Source organism: Nocardia cyriacigeorgica, from assembly GCF_010868145.1.
GTDB classification, from domain to species: domain Bacteria; phylum Actinomycetota; class Actinomycetes; order Mycobacteriales; family Mycobacteriaceae; genus Nocardia; species Nocardia cyriacigeorgica_D.
The window spans coordinates 134366-159842 of record NZ_JAAGUY010000004.1; the positions used below are offsets into that span (position 1 = coordinate 134366).

Below are 25477 nucleotides of genomic sequence, written 5' to 3' on the forward strand. Positions count from 1 at the left end.
ATGGCGGAACACATAGATACCTGGACGCAAGTCCTACTATCCGCCCACGTAGGATGAGACCGCACACCCCGCCGCACCGACCCGACGGAGTGAAGTTTGCTCGGAATTCTGCTCGCCCATGCCCTGGCCGCTCTCTTGGCACCACTGTGCGTTCGGGCGATCGGGCGAAACGCCTTCTATCTCCTCGCTCTCGTCCCCCTCGGCTGCTTGACCTGGGTCTTCGCGAACTGGAACGAGACGAAACAGATTCGGTTCAGCTGGGCACCGAGCATCGAGATGAATATCGACCTGCGCTTCGACTCGCTGGCAGCGGTCATGTGCGCACTGGTTCTCGGCATCGGGTCGCTGATCCTGTTCTACTGCGGACGCTACTTCGACGACTCCGAACCACGTCTCGGCGTGTTCGCGGCCCAGATGGTCGCCTTCGCCGGCGCCATGTTCGGTCTGGTCACCAGCGACAACATGGTGTTGCTGTTCGTCTTCTGGGAGACCACGACCGTCCTGTCCTTCCTGCTGGTCGGCCACAACTCCGAACGCGCCGAGAGCCGGCGGGCCGCCATCCAGGCGCTGCTGGTGACCGCCGCGGGCGGACTGGCCATGCTGGTCGGCATCATCATCCTCGGGCAGGTCAACGGCAGCTATCTGCTGTCGGATCTGCTGGCCGCCGAACAGCCGCCGAGTGGGCTCGCGGTGAATGTCGCGGTGGTGTTGATCCTGGTCGGCGCGCTCAGTAAATCCGCCATCGTCCCGCTGCACTTCTGGCTTCCCGGCGCCATGGCCGCACCCACCCCGGTCAGCGCGTATCTACACGCGGCGGCCATGGTGAAGGCCGGTGTCTACCTGGTCGCCCGACTGGCGCCGGTCTTCGCCAACAATCCGGTCTGGCATCCGATCGTGCTCGTACTCGGCGGCGGCTCGATGCTGCTCGCCGGCGTACGCGCCCTCCAGGTCAGCGACCTCAAATTGGTGCTCGCCTTCGGCACCGTCAGCCAGCTCGGCTTCCTCATCCTCATGGTCGGCATCGGCACCCCCGATGCCGCGCTGGCCGGAGTGGCGCTGATCGTGGCCCACGCACTGTTCAAGGCATGCCTGTTCATGGTGGTCGGCATCGTCGACCACGGCACGGGCACCCGCGATCTGCGCGCACTGACCGGCCTCTGGCGCCGCGCGCCCATCCTGTGCGGTGTGGCGGCGCTTGCCGCGTTGAGCATGGCGGGGATTCCGCTGATGGTCGGGTTCGTCGCCAAGGAGAGCGCGCTCGAAGCGACCCTGCACGCCGGAATCCTCACCGAACCCTCCCGCTTGCTGCTGACCGGTGTCGTCGCGCTCGGCTCGATGTTGACCGTCGCCTACAGCGCGCGCTTCATCTGGGGCGCGTTCGGCGACAAACCGGGCGTCACCGAACCGCACTGGCACCGGCCGGGCGCACTCCTGCTCGGCGCACCCGCGCTCCTGGCCGCGGGCAGCCTGATCGCGGGCTTGGCCGCACCCGGCCTGGACAAGCTGATCAGCCCCTACGCGCGATCGGTGCCCGGTGCACTCGACTCGCACCTGCTGCTGTGGCACGGCTTCAACGAAGTACTCGCCCTGACGATCCTGATCATCGCGGCGGGCCTTGTCCTGTTCCGGTTCCGCGGACAGATCGGCGAATCCCCGCGCCCGATGCTCGGCAATGCCGACCGCGCCTATGACGCCACCCTGCGCGGCATGGACAAGCTGTCGCTGCGGATGACCGGTTCGGTGCAGCGTGGTTCGCTGCCCTTCAGCCAGGCGATCATCCTCTGCACCCTGATCATCCTGCCGTCGGTCGTGCTCGCGCTCGGCACCAGGACCGGGGTGGAGATGAGGTTGTGGGACTCGCCGCTGCAACTCGCGATCGGCGCGATCATGGTGGCCATGGCGCTCGGCGCGACGGTGCTGCGCAACCGCCTGGCCAGCGTGCTGGTCGTCGGCGTCACCGGCTACGGCTGCGGTGTCATCTTCGCGTTGCACGGCGCACCCGATCTCGCGCTCACCCAGTTCCTGGTGGAAACCCTGACGCTGGTGGTGTTCGTACTGGTCTTGCGGGCCTTCCCAGCCGAGATCAGCGGCGCGCGCAGCACCGGTTTCAATGTCAGGCGGGCGGTGCTCGCGGCCTGTGTCGGCGTCACCGTCACGGTGCTCGGCGCGTTCGCGGTCGCGGCCCGCAGTACGACACCGATCTGGCAGCGCATCCCGGACGCGGCCTACGAATTCGGCGGCGGGAAGAACGCGGTTAACGTGCTGCTGGTCGACATCCGCGCATGGGACACCCTCGGTGAGATCTCGGTGCTGGTCGTGGCGGCCACCGGTGTGGCGTCACTGGTGTTCCGGAGCCGCCGCTTCGGCAGCGCACCGCGCGCGGCGGACGCACCCAACTATCGGCCAGGGCTGGTGAGCTGGCTGCCCGCGGGCAGGCTGGTCGACCGGCGCGAACGCTCGATGGTCATGCAGATCACCACCAGGTTGGTGTTCCCGACCATGATGGTGCTGTCGGTCTACTTCTTCTTCTCCGGCCACAACGGCCCCGGCGGCGGCTTCGCCGGTGGTCTCACTGCCGGATTGGCACTGGTACTGCGGTACCTCGCCGGCGGACCATACGAGCTCGGTGAGGCGCTGCCGGTGGAAGCCGGGCACCTGCTCGGCGCCGGCCTGACCCTGGCGGCAGGTACCGCGACCACCTCACTGATCCTCGGCGCACCGCCGCTGTCGTCGGCGATCCTCGAGGTCACGCTGCCGCTGCTCGGCCACGTCAAGCTGGTGACCTCACTGTTCTTCGATCTCGGCGTCTATCTGATCGTGGTCGGCCTCGTCCTCGACGTGCTGCGCAGCCTCGGTGCACGCCTGGATCGCGAACTGGCCGAGTCATCCGAACCCGCCGAGGTCCGGGAGGCAGTCAAGTGAGCGTGAATCTGACCCTGATGATCGTCATCGGCGTGCTGGTGGCGTGCGGTGTGTATCTGATCCTCGAGCGGGCCGTGTCGAAGATGCTGCTCGGCATGATCCTGTTCGGCAACGCGGTGAACCTGCTGGTGCTCACTATGGCGGGCGCGGACGGGAAACCACCCATCAGCGGCGCCACCGATGACGCCCATGAGGAGATGGCCGATCCGCTGGCTCAGGCCATGGTGCTCACCGCGATCGTCATCACCATGGGCATTGCCGCCTTCGTGCTCGCTCTCGCCTACCGGTCCTTCACCCTGACCACCACCGATGACGTCGAGAACGACCCGGAGGATGTCGGGATCGCGGCCAAGCGCGAGCAGGAGGATCCCGAGGAATGACTTTGTCGCCCGACCTGCTGCCGGTGCTGACACCCTTACCGGTCCTGATCCCCCTGCTCGCTGCCGCGACCACGCTGGTCTTCGGCCGTCGTCCGCGCACCCAGCGCACGGTCGCGCTGATCGCATTGTCAGCGGCGGTGGCCGTATGCGCGGTGCTACTGTTCCTCGCCGACCGTGACGGCACCACCGCCTTACAGGTCGGCGCGTGGGAAACCCCGATCGGTATCACGCTCGTGGTGGACCGGCTCTCGGCGGCGATGGAGTTGGTGTCGTCGATCGTGTTGCTCGCCGTCGCGGTCTACGGTGCGGGCCAGAACATCCGCGACGCCGACACCAAGCAACCGACCTCGATCTTCTGGCCGACGTATCTGGTACTGAGCGCGGGCGTCTCGATGACGTTCCTCGCAGGCGATCTGTTCAACCTGTTCGTCGGCTTCGAAATCCTGCTGGTCGCCTCGTTCGTGCTGCTCACCCTCGGCGCGACCGAGGAACGCATCCGCGCCGGTGTGTCCTATGTGATGGTCTCGATGCTGTCGTCGCTGATCTTCCTGACCGGCATCGCGCTGGCCTACGGCGCGACCGGAACACTGAACATGGCCCAGCTGGCCGTCCGGATGGACGAGGTGCCGGTCGGCATCCGCAACGCGGTGTACGCGGTGCTGCTGGTCGCATTCGGCATCAAAGCGGCGGTGTTCCCGCTGTCGAGCTGGTTGCCGGACTCCTACCCCACCGCCCCCGCGCCGGTGACCGCGGTTTTCGCCGGTCTGCTGACCAAGGTCGGTGTCTACTCGATCATCCGCACGTACACGCTGATCTTCCCCGACGGCGGCTTCGACAACGTTCTGTTGATCTCGGGCCTGCTGACCATGCTGGTCGGCATCCTCGGTGCGATCGCCCAGAGCGATATCCGCCGACTGCTCTCGTTCACCCTGGTCAGTCATATCGGTTACATGGTGTTCGGTGTCGGTCTCGCCAGCCGGATGGGGTTGTCGGGCGCGGTGTACTACATCGCCCACCACATTCTGGTGCAGACAGCGTTGTTCCTGGTCGTCGGCCTGATCGAACGACAAGCCGGATCGGTGTCGCTGCGCAGGCTCGGCGGACTGGCCACGGCGAGCCCGCTGCTGGCGATTCTGTTCCTTGTGCCCGCGCTCAACCTCGGCGGCATTCCGCCGTTTTCCGGGTTCGTCGGCAAGGTCGCCCTCCTGCAGGCGGGTGCACAGAACGGCAGTGCGCTGGCCTGGGTGCTGGTCGGCGGCTCTGTGCTCACCAGCCTGCTCACCCTGTACGCCGTCGCGCGGGTGTGGAGCAAGGCTTTCTGGCGACCGCGAGCCGATGCGCCCGAGGGTCATCTGGCGGCGGCGACGCTGCCAACGCTGGTGGAGGATTCCACCGACATGCTCTACGACGAACGCACCCACCCCGGCCGGATGCCGTCGCTGATGGTGACCTCGACCGCCGCGCTGGTCGGCGTCGGCCTGGCGCTGACGGTCTGGGCCGGGCCGATCCTGAACATCGCCGACCGCGCCGCCGACGACCTGCGCGACCGCGGTGTCTACATCACCGCCGTGCTCGGATCGGAGCCGCGATGAGCCGGGAGACCGTGATCCGGATCGCCATCCTGCTGTGGCTGGCAGCGGTGTGGGTGGCACTGTGGGGCAGGCTCAGCGTCGCCAACGTGATCGCCGGTCTCGTGGTCGGGGCGCTCATCATGGTGACGTTGCCGCTGCCGCGGGTGCCCGTCACCGGGTGGGTGCGGCCGATCCCGCTGCTGCAGCTGTTCGCCGTCAGCGTGTACTACGCGCTCGAATCGAGTCTGCAGGTGGCGTGGTTCGCGGTCCGGCCAGCGCCGCCGCCGATCTCCGGCGTGCTGCGGGTGTACTTCAGCTTCAAATCGGATCTGGTGCTGGTGTTGTGCACCAATCTGCTCAATCTCATCCCCGGCACCATGGTGCTGGAGCTCGATCGCGAACGCTGCGTCGTCTACGTACACGTCATGGATGTCGGCAGCGATAAGGCGGTGGACAAGTTCTACCGCACCACCAGGCAATTGGAGCGGCTGCTGATCGCGACCTTCCAGAGACCCGTGGTCGCAGCGAGTGTGACACCGGAGGTGAAGCCATGATCGTCGTCGCCGGGACGGCCGCAATCCTGTTGGTGGCGGCCGCGGTGATCACCGCATACCGCACGCTGGCCGGGCCGAGCACCCTCGACCGCGTGGTCGGCATCGATTCGCTGGTCGCCATGGCCATCTGCGGGCTCGCCGTGTGGGCGGCCTACAGCCGCGACACCACCGTGGTGCCCGCCATCGTGGCGTTGGCGCTGGTCGGGTTTCTCGGCTCGGCGGCCGTCTCCCGCTTCCGAGTGCAGGACGACCGATGAGCACTGTCCTCGATTGGATCTCCGGCGCCCTCATCGTGCTCGGCGCGGCCCTGGCGTTCACCGCCGCCATCGGCATCGTCCGGTTCCCCGACACCCTCATGCGCATGCACGCCGCCACCAAGCCACAGGTCATCGGTCTGAACCTGGTGCTCGCGGGCACGATCATCCGGGTGTACGACAGCCCGGACGCCTGGATGCTCGTGCTCGTCGGCCTCTTCACCCTGCTCACCGCACCGGTGATCGCGCACCTGATCGGCCGTACCGCCTACCGCGAACAGCGGCACCGCGATGGGCTGCTCGCGGTCAACGAACTGGGCAACGAGCTGGACCAGCGGTCCGGGAACTGATCACCGGCCGGCGAACTCGGCCTGCTCCAACTCTCCCGCCCGCACCTTCTGCCGACGCGCGAACCAGGTCCCGTGGAACGCCGCGGCCACGGCCGCCAGCAGCGCCATCACGACGGTCCCGGCGAGCACCGGATACTCCGCCATGGGGACGGCCAGGTAGCGGTAGGAGACCAGCAGCGCCGCAAGTACCAGGGCACCACCGGCGACCAGCCGGATGCGGAACCAGCCCCAGCCACGCTCCGGATCGCGCAGCGCCGACTCCACCGTGAGGCACAGCACCGCACCTGCGACCAGGTCGACGCCGTAGTGGTAGCCGAAGCCGAGCGTCGCCGCCAGCGTGCACAGCAGCCAGAACATGCCGCCCCAGCGCAACCAGCGCGGCGCCAGGCTGCCGTCGGCGGCGCGGCGAGTGTGCAGGAAGACCGCGAGCGCCCACGCCGTGTGCATCGACGGCATGCAGTTACGCGGCGTCACGGAGTCGAAGTCCAACGCCGACGGATTGCGATCGATCGGCGGCACCACCTGCGGCCAGTAGTTTCCCAGCTGGAATCCGGCGCCATCGGCACCGAAGGCGAACATCGGGCCTACCACCGGGAACAGCACATAGACCAGCGGACCGACCAGCCCGAGCACCAGGAACGTCCGCACCAGGTAGTGGCCCGGCCAGCGTCCGGTCGACGCGACCCCGCGCAATTGCCACACTGCGACCACGATCGCCGCAGCGGGCAGTTCGATGTAGACCCAGTGCAGCACCGCCTCCACCGACGGGCCGAGGGTCTCGAGTACCCGGCCCATCACCCACGACGGGTCGCCGAGGGCGTGATCGGCCAGCATGACGTACTCGTCGAGGACCTGCGGCTGGGTGAGGATCGTGACGTGCAACCAGACGTCACCGACCTTGGTGGCCAGGATCAGCAGCGCACCAAGCGCCGCCGCGTGCAGGGCGTTGCGGCGCTCGGTCCCGTCCCAGCGCACCAGCGCGAGCACCGCGATCGCGGTCAGGACGATCACCGGTCCATTCCCCACCGCGAACGGGTCGCCCGCCAGCATCCGGCCACCGGCACAGACGGCGTCGATCGCCACCGCGACGCCTGCCGCGATGATCCGGCGCCGCGTCGGCAGCCCAACCAACGCCAGCGCAAGACCCGCCCATGGCACCGTCATCGACTTGGGGGTGCCCACGTAATCACGCCACAGGCTCTCCAGCGGACCTTCGAAACCCTGCACCAGAGCGACCACCTGCAGGGTGATCAACAGCGCAGGGACCGCGGCGATCGCGGCACCCATCGCGAGGACTCGAATCCGGGTACGCGGCACGGACAATCGGTCCGCGTCGCCGGCTCTGGAGTTCGGGTCTTCGACTAACACATCGACCATGTTAAACGGCAGGTGAACGTCATCCCCCTGGCCGACTGAACGTCAGCCGACAGCAGCCGTACCGCTTACTGATCGAGCTCTTTGACCAGCTCGTCCACCACCGCGACCAGGTCACCCTGCGCCGCGGCCGCAACCTTGCGCTGCCGCTGGTAGGAGGCGCCGCGGGCGGGAATCTCGGCGACCGAGGCGAGTTCGTCGGCACAGCCGAGCAGCTTCGCCGTCGGCTCCAACCGGTTCAATAGCTCGGCGAGATCATCTGTGACGAGTCGCTCATTACTGTCGGCGTCGACGATGACGATCGCGTCCAGTCCGTAACGCGCGGCCCGCCACTTGTTCTCCTGCACATGCCACGGCGGCAGGGTCGGCATCTGTTCGCCGTTTTCCACGCGACGATCCAGGTCGACGATGAGGCAGTGGATGAACGCAGCCATCGCGGCCAGTTCGGCGCGGGTGGAGATACCGTCGCAGACCCGCACCTCGATGGTGCCCCATTTCGGCGCGGGCCGGATATCCCAGTGCATACCGCCGAGTTGTTCGAACACACCGGTTTTGAACTGATCGTGCACGAAATACTCGAACTCGGTCCAGTTCTCGAACTGAAACGGCAGACCCGCGGTGGGCAGCTGCTGGAACATCAACGCGCGGTTGCTCGCATAACCGGTATCGGCTCCGGACCACATCGGCGAGGACGCCGACAGCGCGAGCAGATGCGGATACGTCACCAGCAGCGAGTTCAGGATCGGAAAAACCTTGTCCTGATGCGATACTCCGACGTGCACGTGCACGCCCCAGATCAGCATCTGCCTACCCCACCACTGGGTGCGTTCGATCAGCTCGTCGTAATGCGGTGAGCGAGTAAGCTGCTGGGCCGACCATTGTGCGAATGGATGGGTGCCCGCGCAGAACAGGTCGACGCCGAGCGGATCGGCGGCGCGGCGCAGCGTATTCATCGTGGCACTCAGGTCGTCGATCGCCTCGCCGACCGTGTTGTGCACACCGGTGACCAGCTCGACGGTATTGCGTAGCAGTTCTTTGGTCACTTGCGGGGTGCCGTCGTGGGCACGCAGGTCACCTACCGAATCGAACACTGCCGCAGCAGTATTGGACAGATCGCGGGTCACCTTGTCGACGAGCGCGATCTCCCATTCGACGCCGATGGTCGGGCGGGGCGAACCGTGGAAGACAACCCTCTCGATCCCAGCCCCGCCCATGCCGGCACGCTCCTACTGGATAACGCCGCAGGCGACACGGCCGCCCGCGTCGCCGGTCGCGAGGGTGGCCTCATCAGGGCCCGTGCCACCGGCGCGGGTGTAGCGGCCGGGGATGTTGCCGAAGTTGTCGGAGTCGGCGTGGATCATCAGCGCCTTGCCACGGATGTCGGCCATGCTCACCTTGTCGGTGGTGGTGACGAGGGTGGCGTTGCCGTCTTCGCGGACCTGCAGCGAGGTCAGGTCACCGCTGGCCGGATGCGAGTTGGCGGCGCCGACCTGCAGGTGGCCACCGGCGGAGAGGAAGTCGCCGGGCGAACCTCCGGTGGGGGCCACCGAATTGGGCTCGCACTTGCCGACCTGGTGGATGTGCAGGCCGTGGAATCCGGGTCGCAGGCCGTTGGCCTCGACGCTGATGCGTAGGAAGCTGCCCGCCTCGGTGATATCGGCGGTGCCGACGGTGGTGCCCGCAGCATCCTTCAGTTCGACTTTGGTGCCACCGGCGGCAGGGGTCTCGCCGTGTCCACCGGTGCTGCCACCGTGGCCGCCGCCATGACCGGTTTCGGTACCGGCCGGGGCGGGCGAGCTCGTCCACACCGGCGGGGTCGTTCCCTGGACGTCACTCGACTCCTGGCTGTTCGTGCAGGCGGTGAGGCCGAAGACGGCGATCGCCAGCACCGGGGTCACGGTCCGCCAGGACGGGCGACGAGTTGTGGACGGTGCCATCGGGGAACTCCTTTACGAGTACCGAGTTTACGAGTAAAGCTGGGTGGACACGTTTGTTTTATCGGTCAAGATGATGCCACGCCCGCCGTGTCGCTCGATTCTCGGGCCGTGTCGGGGCGGGTCAGTTCCCGGTCACCACGACGACAACGCCGGTCGATCCGGCGCCCAATCCGGGGATCATCGGTGCCACGCCCGCGCCGAGAACTGCCGCAACGGCTTCGGCCGCGGCCTTGTCTCCGGTGGCGGTGCCGTAATAGACGGTGGTGGCCGGAATCGTTGAGCCGGCATAGTTGCCCGCCGTGGCGTTTTTCCAGCCGTTGGCGGCGAGCTGATTCACCGTCTTGGAGGCCAGCCCGGCGACCAGGCTGTTGTTGAGCACCCGGATCGGCGTCGACTGGTCCACCACCGCCGTGGTGCTGGCAGTGGACCGAGCGGCCGTCGTGGTGGGTGTGGCGGTGGTGGTCCGCGCCGAGGTGGCCTGCGGGGCCACGGCCACCGACGTCGTTTCTGGCGCGCTGGTCTCGGCGGCCGTCTCGGTGTCGGAGTCGGCGCTCGACAGCGACATCGCGCCCAGACCGGCGAAAACGATGGCGAGTGCGATCAACACCATCGCCAACGCACGCAGCGGGATCCCGCCGGAAGTGGGTTTCGGATAACTCACCTGTTCGAGCCTAGTCCGTCACACCTGGAATCCGAGCTTGCGCGCGTCACGGGCTTTGCGCCTGCTGGCCCGCAGCCTGCGCAGCCGTTTGACCAGCATCGGATCTGCGGCCAGCGCCTCCGGACGGTCCACAAGCGTGTTGAGCACCTGGTAGTACCGGGTGGGCGACATCGAGAACAGCTCCCGGATGGCTTCTTCCTTGGCCCCGGCGTATTTCCACCACTGGCGTTCGAAGGCCAGGATGTCGTGTTCGCGACGGCTCAGGCCGTCGTCGTCACCGGCCTGCTGAGTGGCCGTGACCTCTTCGCTCGTAGGAGGGCTGTCCTGGATTGCGGAAAGGTCCCGCGCTGTTGCGCCGTCCATCTTGCTCCCTCGCCGAGTCACCGTCGGACGAAATGATGCTTGTACGTCGCGGATCATTCAACCACGGGAATAGCTCATTGCGCCGTCTGTCCAGCGGCGTGTCCGGTACCAGCGGTTACGTGTCGCGCGGGCATGGTGACTACCGCTCCGGCCGGCTTCGGCACACGGTCACAGCGCCCGCCGAGGGGCGCCGCGAACCGTTCGACGACCGCGCGGCAAAATTGTGCCCATGGCAATCCTCCCTATCGTGATCGTCGGCGATCCCGTTCTGCACAATCCGACCGAGCGGGTGACTCAATCGCCGGAGGAGCTGGCCGGGCTGATCGCGGACATGTACGACACGCTCGACGCGGCCAACGGTGTCGGCCTGGCGGCGAACCAGGTGGGGAAGCCGCTGCGCTTGTTCGTCTACGACTGCCCGGATGAGGGCGCCGACGGCACGATCACCCGCCGCCGCGGCGCGGTGATCAACCCTGTGCTCGAGACCTCCGAGATCCCTGAGACCATGCCCGATCCCGATGACGACGAGGAGGGCTGCCTGTCGGTTCCCGGCGAGCAGTTCCCGACCGGCCGGGCCGACTGGGCCAAGGTCACCGGCGTCGACGAGCACGGCGAGCCGGTGGAGATCGAGGGCAAGGGTTTCTTCGCCCGAATGCTGCAGCACGAGGTCGGCCACCTCGATGGCTTCCTCTACGTCGATGTGCTTGTCGGCCGCAATGCGCGCGCTGCGAAGAAGGCCATCAAGCGCAGTGGCTGGGGCACACCGGGTTTGAGCTGGATGCCCGGCACGGTGCCGGACCCGTTCGGGCATGACTGATTTCGCCGATATTCCGCTCGGCCGCCGGGTGGTACTGCGGTATCTGCTGCCGGAGGGCTATCCACAGCCGATGACAGATGTGATCGGGGAGCTGGTCTCGCTCGATCCGCCGACCGTGCGCGGCGCCGACGGTCAGATGGTATCGGTCTCCACCGATCGCGTGGTCGCACTGAAAGCGTTGGGGCCGAGGCCGGTTCGTACCAGCGAGATCCGCGCGGTGGAAGCGGCGGCGGCAGACGGGTGGCCCGGCGCCGAACACGCCTGGATCGACGGCTGGTTGGTGCGTGCCGGGCGCGGCTACACCGACCGCGCGAACTCCGCTGTACCGCTCGGCAATTCGGAGGGTCCCGCACTGGTCTCGGCGGATGCGCTGCATCGGATCGAGGCGTGGATGACCGAACGCGGCCTGCCGTTGCGGTTGCTGCTGCCGGATCGGCTGGCCCCGCCACCGTCGGGCTGGCATACCTGGGGCGAGACGGCGGTGCTCGGGATCGACCTGGACAACTTCGTGCTACCCCGCGGGCCGTCGATGGTGCGGATCGCGCCCGCGCCCGATGCGGCATGGCTGGAACTGCATCGTCAGCGCGGCGCCGAACCGGCGGACCCGGACGCCGCGATGCCCGACCTGGATGTGCTGACTTCGGTGCGCGGCGGTGAGCTCGGCTTCGCTTCGCTCGGCGTGCCCCAGCCCATCGCGATCGGCCGCGGCGCGCTGACCACTGCGCCGGACGGGTTGCGCTGGGTCGGGCTGACGTGTGTGGCGACCATGGCACAGCACCGACGGCACGGGCTGGCCTCGCTGGTCTGCGCCGAGCTGATCCGATGGGGCCGCGACCGCGGCGCCACCCACGCCTATGTGCAGGTCGAGACGGATAATGCCGGTGCGCTCGCGCTGTACCGGGAGCTCGGTTTCCTCGACCATCACCACTACCGCTACGCCGCCCCTGGGCCCCGCATCCCCGTGGTGCGGTAGAACGGGATCAGGCTTTCCCTTCCACTCTCTTCGACAAGGAACCCCGTGCGCCTCGCGACCTGGAACGTCAACTCGATCCGCTCCCGGATGGACCGGGTCGCGGCCTTCCTCGACCGTCAGGACATCGACGTACTGGCGATTCAGGAAACCAAGTGCCGCGACGACCAGTTCCCGTTCGAACGGTTCGACGAGCTCGGCTATGAGGTGGCCCACCTTGGCATCAACCAGTGGAACGGGGTGGCCATCGCCTCCAGGGTCGGCCTGGCGGAGGTGGAGTTGGCCTTTCCGAATCAACCCGGCTTCGACAAGAACGCGGGCGAATCGCTGATCGCCACCCCGGTGGTGGAATCACGTGCCATCGGCGCCACCTGTGGCGGGGTGCGCGTATGGAGCCTGTATGTGCCCAACGGGCGCGCCTTGGACGACCCGCACTACACCTACAAGCTGGAATGGCTCGCCGCGCTGCGCGACAACGCCGCCCGGTGGCTGACCGAGGACCCGCAGGCCAAGATCGCCCTGGTCGGCGACTGGAATATCGCCCCCACCGACGACGACGTCTGGTCGCCCGAATACTTCGCGGGCAAAACCCACACCTCCCAGCCCGAACGCGACGCCTTCACGGCCGTCCTCGACACCGGTTTCGCCGACGTCATGCGCCCCTTCGCTCCCGGCCCCGGCGTCTACACCTACTGGGACTACACCCAGCTGCGCTTCCCCCGCAAAGAGGGCATGCGCATCGACTTCCTGCTGGCTTCCCCCGCCCTCGCGTCCACCGCCACCGACGCTGTGGTCGACCGGGAGGAACGCAAAGGTAAAGGCGCGAGCGACCATGCCCCGGTGATCGCGGAATTCACGGACGCAGAGACCGCGTGACTACTTGACCCAGGCTTTCAGCGGCCCGGTATCGAGCGACACTGCGACTGGCGTTTCGCCTGTACACAGCCGGTAGGACCGTGTCCGCCATGGGCGAGCACACCTGTTCGGCAGCACCGGTTCGACCTTCGCCCCGCTGATACCGTTGGTGCATGAGCACCGAATCGGCTGTGCGTCCGCGCCGACGGGCGCAGCATCTCGGCCCGGAACGCCGACGGCCCCAAGTGCTCGACGCCGCACTGGCCATCGCCATCGAACAGGGCATCGCGGCGGTCACCGTCGCCGCGGTCGCCGAACGAATGAGCGTCACGCGCCCGGTCGTGTACGCGTGCTTCCCCGACCGTGTCGCGCTGATCGAGGAACTGATTCGCCGGGAAGAGTCGTACGTGATCGGCGGGGTTCTCGGCGCACTGCGCAAACGTGCGGTCGACGCGGGTGAGCCGGTGTTCGTCGAAGGGTTCCGGGCTCTGCTCGAGGTGGTGGCGGCGCGGCCGGATTCCTGGCTACTGCTCTACGGCAACCCGGATCCCGCGGTGGCCGATTCGTTCGGACGCGGACGCGGACTCGTCGTCGAACGATGCACCCGCCTGCTGCGCCCGACCCTGCAGGCCTGGGGTATCGAGGATGTCGACCGCAAGCTTCCGGTCCTGGTCGAGCAGTGGATATCTGCCGGTGAAGGTGCGGTGCGGAGCCTGCTCTCCGACACCGGCGACTGGACGCCGGAGGAGCTGGGTGCATTCGTCGGCGCCGCCGTCTACCGGGCGCTGCGCGACGCCTGAGATCCGCGCCGAGATCATTCGCCCGGCAATGTCAGCGGGTAACCGCTGAGCCGACCAGGCTGCCGCGAGCCGCACCTACGCCGCACGGTCGCGGCATACGATAGGAACTGGCTGTCCGTCCGTTCGACGGGAGGTGTGGTCATGGCTTTCTATCGGCAGGTGGGGTCGGTGCCGCCGAAGCGGCATACCCAGCATCGCGACGATGAGGGGCGCCTGTTCTATGAGGAGCTCATGGGCGAGGAGGGCTTCTCCGGCGACTCGTCGCTGCTGTATCACCGCGGCCTTCCGCCTGCGATCATCGACTCGACGGTGTGGGAGTTACCCGATCAGTCGACGACACCCAATCATCCGCTGCGCCACCGGCATCTGCGATTGCACGAATTGTTCCCGGGCGACAGCTTGGCCGGTGTGGATGTGGTCACCGGACGGCGGTTGCTACTGGCCAATGCCGATGTGCGGCTGTCCTATGTCGTGGCCGGAACCGCCTCACCGCTGTACCGCAATGCCATCGGCGACGAACTGGTGTACGTGGAGTCGGGTGCCGCGGTAGTGGAGACGGTCTTCGGCGCGCTACCTGCCCGGCAGGGCGATCAGGTGCTGATTCCGCGGGCCACCACACACCGCTGGCTGCCCATCGGCCCCGACCCGCTGCGCGCCTATGCGATCGAGGCGTCGAGCCACATCACCCCGCCCAAACGCTATCTGTCGAAATTCGGCCAGCTGCTGGAGAATTCGCCCTACTGCGAGCGTGATCTGCACGGACCGGGCGAACCGCTGCTCGCCGTCGGCACGGAGATCGAGGTGCTGGTCAAACACCGCCCCGGCGGCCGGATCGTCGGCACACGCATGGTGTACGCGACGCATCCATTCGATGTGATCGGCTGGGACGGTTGCCTGTATCCGTTCACCTTCAATATCGGTGATTTCGAGCCCATCACCGGGCGGGTACACCAACCACCGCCGGTGCATCAGGCTTTCGAAGGCATCAATTTCGTGGTCTGCAACTTCGTTCCGCGCAAGGTGGACTATCACCCGCTGTCGATTCCGGTGCCGTACTACCACTCCAATGTCGATTCCGACGAGATCATGTTCTATTGCGGCGGGAATTACGAGGCCAGGCGCGGTTCCGGGATCGGCCAAGGCTCGATTTCGGTGCATCCGGGCGGCTACGCTCATGGCCCGCAGCCGGGTGCGTACGAGGCGAGCATTGGGGTGGAGTTCTTCGATGAACTGGCCGTCATGGTCGACACCTTCCGCCCGCTCGAGTTGGGTGAGGGCGCCCTCGCCTGCGAAGATCCCGGATATGCGTGGACCTGGTCGGGGCAGGGGCCGCAGTGAGGACGCGGCTCGAGATCCCGCCGGATTCGCTGTTCGGCCCACAGCATCTGCCGTACGGGGTGTTCGCGCCGGGGGGCGACGATTTCCGCGTCGGCGTGCGGGTCGGCGATCACGTCATCGATCTGGCAACGGCGCTCGATGATCCGGTGTTCGCCAGACCGAATCTCAATCCCTTTCTGGCCCAGGGTCCGCGGCGCTGGGCGCAGGTACGGGAGCGGGTCCGCGAACTGGTCGACGGCGGCCTCTCCGCGGACGCGGTCTTTCCGCTCGCGGCGGTACACCTGGCTCTGCCGGTGCGAATCGGCGACTACGTCGATTTCTACGCCAGCATCCATCACGCGACGAACCTGGGTAAATTACTGCGTCCGGGATCGGAACCGCTGCTGCCGAATTGGCGCCACCTTCCGGTCGGGTATCACGGCCGCGCGGGCACCGTTGTGGTGTCGGGCACCGATATCGTTCGCCCGTGTGGTCAGCGGCGAACCAATTCCGACACACCGGATTTCGGTCCGTCCCGGCGGCTGGATATCGAGGCGGAACTCGGCTTCGTCATCGGCGTCGGCTCCGAGCTCGGCAGTTCCATCGGCACCGCGGGCTTCGCCGACCACGTCTTCGGGGTCGCCCTGATCAACGACTGGTCCGCCCGAGATATCCAAGCCTGGGAGTACCAGCCCCTCGGCCCGTTCCTCGGGAAATCCTTCGCGACGTCGATGGGAGCGTGGGTCACCCCGCTGGCGGCGCTGGAATCCGCGCGGATCCCACTGCAACCCCAGGACCCGCCACCCCTGCCCTACCTGCGCGAACAGCATCCGTGGGGATTGAATCTCGAGCTGTGCGTGCGATGGAACGGCGATCTGGTCGCGCGGCCGCCGTATTCCGGAATGTACTGGTCACCGGCGCAGATGCTGGCGCACCTGACGGTCAACGGCGCCGCCACCCGTCCCGGCGACCTCTTCGCCTCCGGCACCATCTCCGGCCCGGCCGCCGACCAGCGCGGATCATTCATGGAGCTGTCCTGGGGCGGTACCGAACCGCTCACCGTGGCCGGCTCCGAACGCACCTTCCTGCTCGACGGCGACGAGGTCACCATCACCGCTACAGCGCCGGGAACCGCAGGCACCCGCCTCGGCCTCGGCGAAGTCACCGGCAGGATCCTTCCGGCCCGTAATCACTGAGGTCATTCCCGTCGATGGCAGGACGACACGTCGGCCCAGTTCTGCGAAAACCCGCGATGAATTTCACCGGGAGGCGCAGTCTGCATTGATAGGGCCAGATCATTCGATCGGGAGGACAACCATGCAGAAGATCGTCACCAACCTCTGGTACGACATACAGGCCGAGGAAGCGGCCGAGTTCTACTGTTCACTGTTCCCGGATTCCAAGATCATCCGAGTCTTGCGCTTTACCGACTCCGGGATGCGCGAGGCCGGATCGGTCATGACCGTGGATTTCGAACTCGCAGGTCAACGATTCACCGGCATCAACGGTGGCGGCGAGTACAGCTATACCCACGCGATGTCGCTGCTGATCAACTGTGACAGTCAGGAAGAAGTCGACCGGCTCTGGGATGCTCTGCTCGCCGACGGCGGCAAGGAGATCGAATGCGGCTGGCTGTTCGACAAGTACGGCGTCCCGTGGCAGGTATGGCCCGCCGAGGCCGATGCGCTGCTGACCGGTGATCCGGCCGCCGTCGATCGCGCCACCGCCGCGATGTTGAAGATGAAGAAGATCGACCTCCAGGCCATGCGCGACGCCTACGCGAACACCTGACCCACTCCTCACCACATGCCGCGCCCGGCGGTGAGCCGGGCGCTGTCGCCGGTCTGCCTCGGGCGCGAACCTGGGCGGGTATGGTCAGGCGGGTACATCACGCCAACGGGGGCTCGCACCAGCGGGCTGAGAGGACGGCTAGCCCATTCCGGGCGGATCAGGGCCGTCGACCGTATGAACCTGACCGGGTAATGCCGGCGTAGGGAGGAAATATGGGTTCCACTGGCCGTTCCGCGACCACCGCGGGTGTCGACACGGTGACCACCGGGCCGATCCAGGGCAGTGTCAAGCACTACGAACAGGTCGAAGCCGACGGGTTGACCCTGCGCATCCCGCTGCGCCGGATCAACCTGACCACCGGCGCGCACTTCGACGTCTACGACACCTCGGGGCCGTACACCGACGACACCGCGACCATCGACCTCGAGGCAGGCCTGCCCAAGCTGCGCGACGGCTGGGGCAAGCCCGAGGTCGAAGGCCCGCGCACCCAGCTGGCTTGGGCACGGGCGGGCATCATCACCGCCGAGATGCGTTATATCGCGGCGCGCGAAGGGGTTTCGCCCGAACTGGTGCGTGACGAAGTCGCCGCGGGCCGCGCGGTGATCCCCGCCAACCACCGCCACCCCGAATGCGAGCCGATGATCATCGGCAAGAAATTCGCGGTGAAGATCAACGCCAATATCGGCAACTCGGCCGTCTCGTCCTCCATTGCGGAGGAGGTCGAGAAGATGGTGTGGGCGACCCGCTGGGGCGCGGACACCATCATGGATCTGTCGACCGGCAAGAACATCCACGAGACGCGCGAATGGATCATGCGCAACTCGCCGGTCCCGGTCGGCACGGTGCCGATCTACCAGGCACTGGAGAAGGTGAACGGTGATCCCACCCAGATGACCTGGGAGATCTACCGCGATACCGTCATCGAGCAATGCGAGCAGGGCGTCGACTACATGACGGTGCACGCGGGCGTGCTGCTGCGCTATGTGCCGCTGACCGCCAAGCGGGTCACCGGCATCGTCTCGCGCGGCGGTTCCATCATGGCCGCGTGGTGCCTGGCGCACCATCAGGAATCGTTCCTCTACACCCATTTCGAGGAGCTGTGCGAGATCCTCGCGCGCTATGACGTCACGTTCTCCCTCGGTGACGGTCTGCGCCCCGGCTCCATCGCCGACGCCAACGACGAGGCACAGTTCGCCGAGCTGCGCACCCTCGGCGAACTCACAAAGATCGCGAAATCGTATGGCGTGCAGGTGATGATCGAGGGCCCCGGCCATGTGCCGATGCACAAGATCGTGGAGAACGTGCGGCTGGAAGAGGAGCTGTGCGAGGAGGCGCCGTTCTACACCCTCGGCCCGCTGGCCACCGATATCGCGCCCGCCTACGACCACATCACCTCGGCCATCGGCGCCGCGATCATCGCCCAGGCCGGTACCGCGATGCTGTGCTACGTCACGCCGAAGGAGCACCTCGGCCTGCCCAACCGTGATGACGTGAAGGTCGGCGTGATCACCTACAAGATCGCCGCGCACTCCGCCGATCTGGCCAAGGGACATCCGCGCGCGCAGCAGCGTGACGACGAATTGTCCAAGGCGCGTTTCGAATTCCGCTGGGTCGACCAGTTCAACCTGTCGCTGGATCCGGACACCGCCCGCGAATACCACGACGAGACCATGCCCGCCGAGCCTGCCAAGACCGCACACTTCTGCTCCATGTGCGGCCCGAAGTTCTGCTCCATGCGGATCTCCGCGGATGTGCGTGAATACGCGGAGAAGCAGGGCCTCACCGATGTCGAGGCCATCGAAGCGGGCATGGCGGAGAAGTCCGCCGAGTTCGCCGACGCCGGTAAGAAGGTGTATCTGCCCGTCGTCTCCTAGGCAGCGGATTCCGGCGGTGGCAGCTCGGCTGTCACCGCCGGATTCTGTTCTACTGCTGGTCGAATCGGTTGTCGACGAAGTCGCTGAAGGTGACCTTGCCTGGGATCGCGCCGGCCTCGGTGAAGGCGTCGGCGATCTCCTGTTCAGAGGCCACCACCTGATCGTCGAGGGCGATCGGTTCCTTGATCGAGCGGGTCCAGGTGATGCGGGAGGCATCGACCGGGATCGAAGTCAGTTCGGCGTACTCGGTCGACCACAGGTCCAGGTTGTCGGAGGACCATGTGGTGGCCGCCGCGTAGCGGGTGAAGAAGTCGCGGATCGCCGCTGACTTTCCGGCATCGCCGACCGACTGGTTCGAAGCGACCCAGAAGTTGTAGCCGTTTGCCGCTTGGTCGGCGGAGGCGATGGATGTGGCGCCCACTTCCTTTTCCGCGATCGCGGTATAGGGGTCCCACACCGCCCACGCGTCGACGTCGCCCCTGGTCAGGGACGCGTAGCCATCAGCGGGCGCCAGATAGACCGGTTCGACATCGTCCAGGCTCAGACCGGCCTTCCGCAGGTGCAGCAGCAGGTTCGCATTCGCCGAACTGCCCTTGGTGACCGCGACCTTCTTGCCTTTCAGATCGGCGACCGAACCGATAGCCGAGTCCTTGCCGACGAGGATGGCATCGCCTTTGCCCGTCGCCGCCAGCGCGCCGACGATCTTGATATCGGCATTCGCCGCGGCACCGAAGATCACCGGGGTATTGCCGGTCTGTGCGAGGTCGATACCGCCCGCGCCCGCCGCCTCGATCAATGGCGGACCGGCGGTGAAGGTGGAGAACTCGATCTTGTACGGGAGATTCTCCAGCTGTCCCGATGCCCGCATCAGTACCTCGATCGAAATCGCCTTCTGATCACCGACTTTCAAAGTCACAGTACTGAGATCCACCGGACCGCTCGGCGTGGGCGCAGCCTCCTCGCCACACGCGGAGGTGGCGAAGACAGCGGCGGCCACCATGGCCACACCTGCAAGACGGGATACCGAGAGTCGTTTCACGAGAACTGCTTTCCTGCGTTGTGGATAGGTCAGTCGGCGACGCCGAGCAGCGCAAGCAACCGCGTGACGAAATCGGCGGCTCGAGGCGAGGAACGCGGGCGCGGACGGGGCAGATCGACGCTGACTTCCTCGGCGATGCGGCCGTTGTCGAGCACCAGCACGCGATCGGCGAGCGCGACCGCCTCGCCGACATCGTGGGTGACGAGCAGGACGCCGAACCCGCGCTCGGCATGCAGTCGCAGGAGCAGGTCATGCATGGCCAGCCGGGTCAGCGCGTCGAGGGCACCGAACGGTTCGTCGAGCAGCAGCAGCGTGGGATGGGCGACCAACGCCCTGGCCAAGGCGACGCGCTGGGCCTCACCGCCGGAGAGGGTGAGCGGCCAGGCATCGGCGCGTTCGCGCAGATCGACCTGCTCGAGCAGCTCGCGGGCGATGGTTTCGTCGTCACGGCGGTTGTGTGGACGCGGACGCCCGAGCGCGACATTGCGCGCCACCGGCAGCCACGGGATGAGCCGCGCCTCCTGGAAGACGATCGTCGGTTGCGCATCGACGGTCACGGCGCCGCGATCTGGGCGCTCCAATCCGCCGATGATCCGCAGCAGGGTCGACTTACCGGAGCCGCTACGCCCGACCAGCGCGACGATCGCCCCCGCCTCGATATCGACGTCGATGCCGTCGAGCACGGTGTTGCCGCCGAAACTCTTGCCGAGTCCGGTGATTCGCGCTGCCGAGGTGGTGACCGCTGCGGTCTCGGTGATGGTCATCGCTGAATTCCTCGGTCGGTCGGGCTCCAGCGCAGGGCGCGATGTTCCATGGCCCGCACGACCGAATCGGTGGCAAGCCCGAGCAGGCTGTAGATGAGCAGGCCGAAGATGACGATGTCGGTGCGCAGGAATTCGCGGGCATTGTTGATCACGAAGCCGAGTCCCGCGCTCGCATTGATCTGTTCGGCCACGATCAACGACAGCCAGGCGATGCCGAGGCTCTGCCGCGCACCGACCAAGATCTGCGGCAGCGCACCCGGGATGATGAGCAGACGCAGCCGTTCGGACAAGGTCAATTGCAGGGTGCGGCCGAGCTCGAGCAGCTTCGGATCGAGCTTACGGATACCCGCGAACGTGTTCAGATACAGCGGGCAGAACACCCCGAGCGCGATCAGGTAGATCTTCGGTTCCTCACCGATCCCGAACCAGATGATGAACAGCGGGATCAGCCCGAACAGCGGGATGGTGCGCAGCATCTGAAGCGGCGGGTCCAGCGCATATTCGCCGACCTTGCTCAGCCCGGCGACGATGCCGAGCGCCAATGCGAGCACCGCACCGAGCAGGAAGCCGAACAACGCCCGCTCCCCCGAGACCAGCAGCGCCTCACCGAGTTGACCGGAACGATAGATCTCCAGGCCCGCATCGAGCACCACCGCCGGAGCGGGCAGCTTCTTGGCCGAGATCCAGCCACCGGTGCTGGCGATCTGCCAGAGCAGCAGCAGCCCGATCGGGGCGAGGGCACGCAGGAACCCCGGGCGTCGGTATAGCGAGGTCCGCCGCTCGGCGGGCACTGTGCGCCTCTCCATGAGCATTCGTGCATGATGCGGGGCGCGAGGGGGTGGCCGACAGGGTTGCACTCACCCTGAATCGATCCCGCCGGCGCAGCGTGCGCGGAAAGAGCGGCGGGCTGCGGTTCCCTGCCGGAACGCCAGTGATGTACGTCAGGCGGCAAGTAGCCCTCACACAACTGGCGGTTAATGAAAATGGTTATCATTTGTAGATGACCACTTCGACATCACAGCAACTGCCGGTGACCGTGCTGTCCGGATTCCTCGGCGCCGGCAAGACCACCCTGCTCAACCACATCCTGGCCAACCGGGAGGGTCGCCGCGTCGCGGTGATCGTCAACGATATGAGCGAGGTGAACATCGATGCGGCGCTGGTGGCGGGGCAGGGCCATCTCGATCGCACCGAGGAGAAGCTGGTCGAACTGACCAACGGTTGTATTTGCTGCACTTTGCGCGAGGACCTCATCGAAGCGGTCGCCCGGCTGGCGCGGGAGGGTCGCTTCGACCAGCTGGTCATCGAATCTACCGGCATCTCCGAGCCGATGCCGGTCGCGGCGACCTTCGATTGGGAGTTCGAGGACGGTTTCACGCTCGGTTCGATCGCCCGGCTCGACACCATGGTGACCGTCGTCGACGCATCGACCTTCCTCGCCGAGATCGCACGCGGTCAGGCACTCACCGAACGGAACCTCCAGGCGGGTGAGGGCGATGAACGCGGCATCGCCGATCTGCTGGCCGATCAGGTCGAATTCGCGGATGTGCTGTTGGTCAACAAGACCGATCTGGTGAGCGCGAGCGCCGCGGGTACCGTCGAGGCAGCGGTCCGACGAATGAATCCGCGCGCCAAGGTTCTCCGCACGCGCCACGGTGTCGTCGAACTCGACGAGGTACTCGACACCGGCCGATATGACCCGATCGCCGCCGCCTCGACCGAAGGCTGGGAAGAGGAACTCGCGGGCGGACATGTGCCGGAAACCGAGGAGTACGGCATCAGCAGCCTCACTTACACCGCCGACCGGCCGTTTCATCCGCAGCGGCTGTCGGACGCGCTCGAACAACTGCGTGGACTGCTGCGCAGCAAAGGTTTCTGCTGGATCGCCAGCCGATCGGAATTGGCAGCCATCTGGTCGCAGGCGGGCCCGAACCTAGTGTTCGAGCCAGCCGCCTGGTGGTCGTCACTGGAGGTTCCAGCGGGTCAGGAGATCGTCTTCATCGGGCTCGAGCTGAACCGCGATCACATTCGCGCTCTACTCGATCACGCGCTGCTCACCGATGCCGAACTGGAGGCGGGCCCGCAGACCTGGGCTACCTACCCCGACCCGTTTCCTGCATGGGGCGATCTGCACGAGCACGTCTGATCGCTCCAGTCGACACGCCCCACGCGTTCACGCCCGCCCGGGTTCAGCGCCCCGGGCGGGCATCGATCCGGTTCACCCCGCCTGCGCGAAGAACTGCCGGATATCACCGGCCAGCACCTCCGGCGCCTCGTGCGCGGCGAAATGTCCGGCAGCGTCGTTGGGCCCGCCGACAACCGAGCCGACGTCATAGGAATTCCAGCTGACGATAGTGCTGTGATCGCGCTCCGCGAACCGGCGCATCGACTGAAAGTCACCCTTGAACATGGCGAGCGCGATCGGCACCGTGGTCGGCTCCGACGGGTGCTCGGTCGCATGGGCCTGCTCGTAATAGAAGCGGATCGAGGTGGGTCCGGTGCCGGTCAGCCAGTACAGCGCGATATTGCCGATGACGAACTCCTCGTCCAACGCCTCGCCGAACAGCTGCGCGTTCCAGCCGAGCAGTCCGAGCGGGGAATCGGCCAGCGCGTAGGCGAGGGTTTGCGGTTGCTGACTGCAGAACAGATTGAACGCCATCTTGTTGTCCTGGAACCACTTCAGATGCTCGAGGGCCGCCAGGTCGTCTGCGTGAATGCCGTCGAATTCCGCGGGATCACCGGACGGAAACGAGAACAGCTGCGTCACATGCACCCCCACCACACGGTCGGGCACGAGCCTGCCGATCTCCGGCGAGATCATCGAGCCACCGTCGTTGCCGATCGCCCCGAACTTGTCATAGCCGAGCTGATCCATCAGCTGCACCCAGGCGCGGGCGGTCCGCTGGACGTTCCAGCCGGTACTGCGGGTCGGGCCGGAGAATCCGAATCCGGGCAGTGACGGGATCACCACGTGGAAGGCCGGCGCATCGGCCGATTCCGGCGCGGTCAGCGGTTCGATGAGGTCGAGGTATTCCAGGACCGAACCCGGCCAGCCGTGGGTGAGGATCACCGGCAGCGCGTCCGGACGCGGTGAGCGGATATGCAGGAAGTGGATGCTCTCGCCATCGATATCGGCGATGAACTGGGGGTGGGCGTTGAGCCGCGCTTCCACCGCACGCCAATCGAACTTCTCCAGCCAGTACTCGGCGAGTGCTCGCACCCGATCTCCGGGCACACCGTAGGAATCACCGACACCGGGCAGCTCATCAGGCCACAGCGCGCGCCGCAACCGATCGGCCAGATCGTCCAGCCGGGCCTGTGGGATGTCGACGGTGAAGGGGCGGACGGTCATGATGAGCTCCTCGCTAAGGGAACGGAATGTTTTGTTCTGTTTCAAGCTAACAGAACGGAACATTCCGTTTCAAGTGCTAATCTGAATCCATGCCGAAGACCTCCGATGCGCCACAGGGCAAGGCCCTGCCCGGCCGCAAAGCCCAGGCCGCCCGCAATGACGGCATCATCCTCGACGCCGCACGAGCGGTGTTCCTCGCCGACGCGGGCGCACCGATCTCCGCCGTCGCCGAACGCGCGGGCGTCGGCATCAGCGCGCTCTATCGCCGCTACCCGAGCAAAGACGTACTCCTTCGGACGCTCTGCTACGACGGTCTGCGCCGCTACAACGCTGAAGCGGAAGCAGCCCTGGAGGATTCCGACGGCTGGCGAGGCTTCGTGGGTTTCCTGGAGCGGGTGGTGGACGCCGATGTCCATTCGCTCGCGGTGCGTCTGGCGGGAACCTTCACACCAGACGACTCGATCGTGCCCGACGTGCAGCGCTCCGGTGAGCTGACGACGGAACTGGTGCGGCGGGCCCATGTCACCGGCCGGCTTCGCTCGGAAGTGACCGACCTGGACCTGGGACTGGTGCTCGACGCCTGCGCTGCCGTCAGCACGCCCGAGCCCGAACGCACCACCCAATTGCGTCGGCGAGTGCTCGCCCTGCTGGTAGACGGCATGGCCGGCGTCGGCGAACTCCCCGGCCCGGCACCGCAGCCGGGTGAGTTCGCTTGGCGCTGGCAGCCGCGTACCAGCAGGTGATCGCTCACCATCAGTTCGAGATGGACGCGGCCCGGCGCAGGTAGGTGCGGTCGGTGAGCTGTTCCAGCATGAAATCGGCGATATCGGCGCGAGAGATCTTCAGCGTCAGGCCGCTTTCGGTCGCCGAGAACCCCTGCCGGTAGGTTCCGGTTGCCGGGCCGTCGGTGAAGGCACTCGGGCGCACGATGGTCCAGTCGAGGTCGCTGGCCCGCACATACTTCTCCTGTTGGACGTGGTCGTTGTAGGCAGGCCGCAGCACGATGCCGAACAAGATGTACTTCCAGAGGAAGTTCAGATTGGGCCTGCTGTCGCCGACACCGAGGGTGGACTGGCAGATCAGCCGCTTCACCCCGTTACGCTGCATGGCCTCGATAACCGTGCGGGTACCCTCGGCGCGAACAACGCCCTTGCGGCCGTTGCCGAGGGAAATGAGCGCCGCATCCTGTCCGCTGACCGCCTGTTCGACGGCCGCCGGGTCGAGCACATCGCCCTGGATCACGTGCAGTTTCCGGTGCGAGGTTCCGACCCGGTTCGCATCGCGAGTAAGAACGGTGACCTCGTGCCCCTGCGCGAGCGCCCGCTCGACAACGTGGCGGCCGATGGTTCCGGTGGCTCCGAAGATGGCGATTCGCATGATGTTCTCCTGAATTCTCGAAAGCTGTTGTTTCGTTGGTGAATCCAGTACACCGCGTGCGAGCGAGACGTTCCATGGCCTGTGGTCTCGCGAACATAATCGGGCGTCTACTTAGAGGAACGACGGAAACCCTGCATCCAGCCAGTCGGGCGAAG

General features: G+C 66.4%; 26 protein-coding genes. 16 read left to right on the forward strand and 10 right to left on the reverse strand.

Going from position 1 to position 25477, the window contains the following annotated elements:
- Nucleotides 1–96 precede the first annotated feature (96 nt).
- Genes GV792_RS08595 through mnhG form a run of 6 tightly spaced genes read left to right on the forward strand, consistent with a single transcriptional unit; the run spans nucleotide 97 to nucleotide 6031 of the window.
- Nucleotides 97–2922, forward strand: a complete 2826-nt coding sequence (locus tag GV792_RS08595) for a Na+/H+ antiporter subunit A (RefSeq protein ID WP_163823492.1) — start codon at nucleotides 97–99, stop codon at nucleotides 2920–2922.
- A complete protein-coding gene (locus GV792_RS08600) occupies nucleotides 2919–3302 on the forward strand; it encodes a Na(+)/H(+) antiporter subunit C (protein WP_163823493.1) in 384 nt (127 codons plus the stop codon). The genes GV792_RS08595 and GV792_RS08600 overlap by 4 nt, the downstream gene beginning before the upstream one ends.
- Nucleotides 3299–4894, forward strand: coding sequence for a Na+/H+ antiporter subunit D (locus GV792_RS08605; RefSeq protein WP_163823494.1), 1596 nt, complete (start codon nucleotides 3299–3301; stop codon nucleotides 4892–4894). Before GV792_RS08600 ends, GV792_RS08605 begins: the two co-directional genes overlap by 4 nt.
- On the forward strand, nucleotides 4891–5427 hold the full coding sequence (locus GV792_RS08610; protein ID WP_163823495.1) for a Na+/H+ antiporter subunit E: 537 nt from the start codon (nucleotides 4891–4893) through the stop codon (nucleotides 5425–5427). Before GV792_RS08605 ends, GV792_RS08610 begins: the two co-directional genes overlap by 4 nt.
- The gene (locus tag GV792_RS08615) at nucleotides 5424–5684 is read left to right on the forward strand and encodes a monovalent cation/H+ antiporter complex subunit F (RefSeq protein ID WP_163823496.1); all 261 of its coding nucleotides are present in this window, start codon (nucleotides 5424–5426) and stop codon (nucleotides 5682–5684) included. The genes GV792_RS08610 and GV792_RS08615 overlap by 4 nt, the downstream gene beginning before the upstream one ends.
- Nucleotides 5681–6031, forward strand: a complete 351-nt coding sequence (mnhG, locus tag GV792_RS08620) for a monovalent cation/H(+) antiporter subunit G (protein WP_163823497.1) — start codon at nucleotides 5681–5683, stop codon at nucleotides 6029–6031. The genes GV792_RS08615 and mnhG overlap by 4 nt, the downstream gene beginning before the upstream one ends.
- On the opposite strand, the gene GV792_RS08625 is transcribed toward mnhG, so the two are convergent.
- From GV792_RS08625 to GV792_RS08645, 5 genes are all read right to left on the reverse strand, one after another.
- Nucleotides 6032–7318: a phosphatase PAP2 family protein gene (locus GV792_RS08625; protein WP_256670471.1), complete on the reverse strand. Its 1287-nt coding sequence runs from the start codon at nucleotides 7316–7318 to the stop codon at nucleotides 6032–6034.
- Between the two features lie 155 nt (nucleotides 7319–7473).
- On the reverse strand, nucleotides 7474–8619 hold the full coding sequence (locus tag GV792_RS08630) for a glutamate--cysteine ligase (RefSeq protein WP_163823498.1): 1146 nt from the start codon (nucleotides 8617–8619) through the stop codon (nucleotides 7474–7476).
- 12 nt (nucleotides 8620–8631) lie between these two features.
- A complete protein-coding gene (gene sodC / locus GV792_RS08635; protein ID WP_163823499.1) occupies nucleotides 8632–9342 on the reverse strand; it encodes a superoxide dismutase[Cu-Zn] in 711 nt (236 codons plus the stop codon).
- 121 nt (nucleotides 9343–9463) lie between these two features.
- Nucleotides 9464–10003: a LytR C-terminal domain-containing protein gene (locus tag GV792_RS08640; protein WP_175583110.1), complete on the reverse strand. Its 540-nt coding sequence runs from the start codon at nucleotides 10001–10003 to the stop codon at nucleotides 9464–9466.
- Nucleotides 10004–10021: 18 nt separating this feature from the next.
- A complete protein-coding gene (locus GV792_RS08645) occupies nucleotides 10022–10366 on the reverse strand; it encodes a DUF3263 domain-containing protein (protein WP_163823500.1) in 345 nt (114 codons plus the stop codon).
- A gap of 229 nt (nucleotides 10367–10595) precedes the next feature.
- Here GV792_RS08645 and GV792_RS08650 point away from each other — a divergent pair, with 229 nt between their 5' ends.
- The 8 genes from GV792_RS08650 to thiC all read left to right on the forward strand — a co-directional run bounded on the left by GV792_RS08650 (nucleotide 10596) and on the right by thiC (nucleotide 18790).
- Nucleotides 10596–11183, forward strand: a complete 588-nt coding sequence (locus tag GV792_RS08650; protein ID WP_163823501.1) for a peptide deformylase — start codon at nucleotides 10596–10598, stop codon at nucleotides 11181–11183.
- Nucleotides 11176–12156: an N-acetylglutamate synthase, CG3035 family gene (locus tag GV792_RS08655; RefSeq protein ID WP_163823502.1), complete on the forward strand. Its 981-nt coding sequence runs from the start codon at nucleotides 11176–11178 to the stop codon at nucleotides 12154–12156. Before GV792_RS08650 ends, GV792_RS08655 begins: the two co-directional genes overlap by 8 nt.
- 45 nt (nucleotides 12157–12201) lie before the next feature.
- A complete protein-coding gene (locus GV792_RS08660; RefSeq protein ID WP_163823503.1) occupies nucleotides 12202–13029 on the forward strand; it encodes an exodeoxyribonuclease III in 828 nt (275 codons plus the stop codon).
- Between the two features lie 152 nt (nucleotides 13030–13181).
- Nucleotides 13182–13808 (forward strand): TetR/AcrR family transcriptional regulator, encoded by a 627-nt coding sequence (locus GV792_RS08665; protein ID WP_163823504.1) that lies wholly within the window; start codon nucleotides 13182–13184, stop codon nucleotides 13806–13808.
- Nucleotides 13809–13949: 141 nt separating this feature from the next.
- Nucleotides 13950–15146, forward strand: coding sequence for a homogentisate 1,2-dioxygenase (locus GV792_RS08670; RefSeq protein WP_163823505.1), 1197 nt, complete (start codon nucleotides 13950–13952; stop codon nucleotides 15144–15146).
- Complete coding sequence (gene fahA / locus GV792_RS08675) at nucleotides 15143–16321, forward strand: fumarylacetoacetase (protein ID WP_163823506.1); 1179 nt, start codon at nucleotides 15143–15145, stop codon at nucleotides 16319–16321. The genes GV792_RS08670 and fahA overlap by 4 nt, the downstream gene beginning before the upstream one ends.
- Before the next feature lie 121 nt (nucleotides 16322–16442).
- Entirely contained in the window at nucleotides 16443–16916 is a 474-nt protein-coding gene (locus tag GV792_RS08680; protein ID WP_163823507.1) for a VOC family protein, read from the forward strand.
- A gap of 212 nt (nucleotides 16917–17128) precedes the next feature.
- The gene (thiC, locus tag GV792_RS08685; RefSeq protein WP_163823508.1) at nucleotides 17129–18790 is read left to right on the forward strand and encodes a phosphomethylpyrimidine synthase ThiC; all 1662 of its coding nucleotides are present in this window, start codon (nucleotides 17129–17131) and stop codon (nucleotides 18788–18790) included.
- A 49-nt stretch (nucleotides 18791–18839) separates the two neighbouring features.
- Here thiC and GV792_RS08690 read toward each other — a convergent pair whose 3' ends face one another.
- The 3 genes from GV792_RS08690 to GV792_RS08700 form a co-directional block, all read right to left on the reverse strand.
- Nucleotides 18840–19790, reverse strand: a complete 951-nt coding sequence (locus GV792_RS08690; RefSeq protein ID WP_175583114.1) for an ABC transporter substrate-binding protein — start codon at nucleotides 19788–19790, stop codon at nucleotides 18840–18842.
- A 68-nt stretch (nucleotides 19791–19858) separates the two neighbouring features.
- A complete protein-coding gene (locus tag GV792_RS08695) occupies nucleotides 19859–20593 on the reverse strand; it encodes an ABC transporter ATP-binding protein (RefSeq protein ID WP_163823510.1) in 735 nt (244 codons plus the stop codon).
- Nucleotides 20590–21405 carry an ABC transporter permease gene (locus GV792_RS08700; protein ID WP_163823511.1) on the reverse strand — a complete coding sequence of 272 codons (816 nt, stop codon included), beginning with the start codon at nucleotides 21403–21405 and terminating at the stop codon, nucleotides 20590–20592. Before GV792_RS08700 ends, GV792_RS08695 begins: the two co-directional genes overlap by 4 nt.
- Nucleotides 21406–21593: 188 nt before the next feature.
- Here GV792_RS08700 and GV792_RS08705 point away from each other — a divergent pair, with 188 nt between their 5' ends.
- Nucleotides 21594–22739 (forward strand): GTP-binding protein, encoded by a 1146-nt coding sequence (locus GV792_RS08705; protein WP_163823512.1) that lies wholly within the window; start codon nucleotides 21594–21596, stop codon nucleotides 22737–22739.
- A 72-nt stretch (nucleotides 22740–22811) separates the two neighbouring features.
- On the opposite strand, the gene GV792_RS08710 is transcribed toward GV792_RS08705, so the two are convergent.
- Entirely contained in the window at nucleotides 22812–23945 is a 1134-nt protein-coding gene (locus tag GV792_RS08710; protein ID WP_163823513.1) for an epoxide hydrolase family protein, read from the reverse strand.
- An 89-nt stretch (nucleotides 23946–24034) separates the two neighbouring features.
- Here GV792_RS08710 and GV792_RS08715 point away from each other — a divergent pair, with 89 nt between their 5' ends.
- Nucleotides 24035–24688, forward strand: coding sequence for a TetR/AcrR family transcriptional regulator (locus GV792_RS08715; RefSeq protein WP_163823514.1), 654 nt, complete (start codon nucleotides 24035–24037; stop codon nucleotides 24686–24688).
- Between the two features lie 10 nt (nucleotides 24689–24698).
- Here GV792_RS08715 and GV792_RS08720 read toward each other — a convergent pair whose 3' ends face one another.
- Nucleotides 24699–25322 carry an NAD(P)-dependent oxidoreductase gene (locus GV792_RS08720; RefSeq protein ID WP_163823515.1) on the reverse strand — a complete coding sequence of 208 codons (624 nt, stop codon included), beginning with the start codon at nucleotides 25320–25322 and terminating at the stop codon, nucleotides 24699–24701.
- Between the last annotated feature and the right edge of the window lie 155 nt (nucleotides 25323–25477).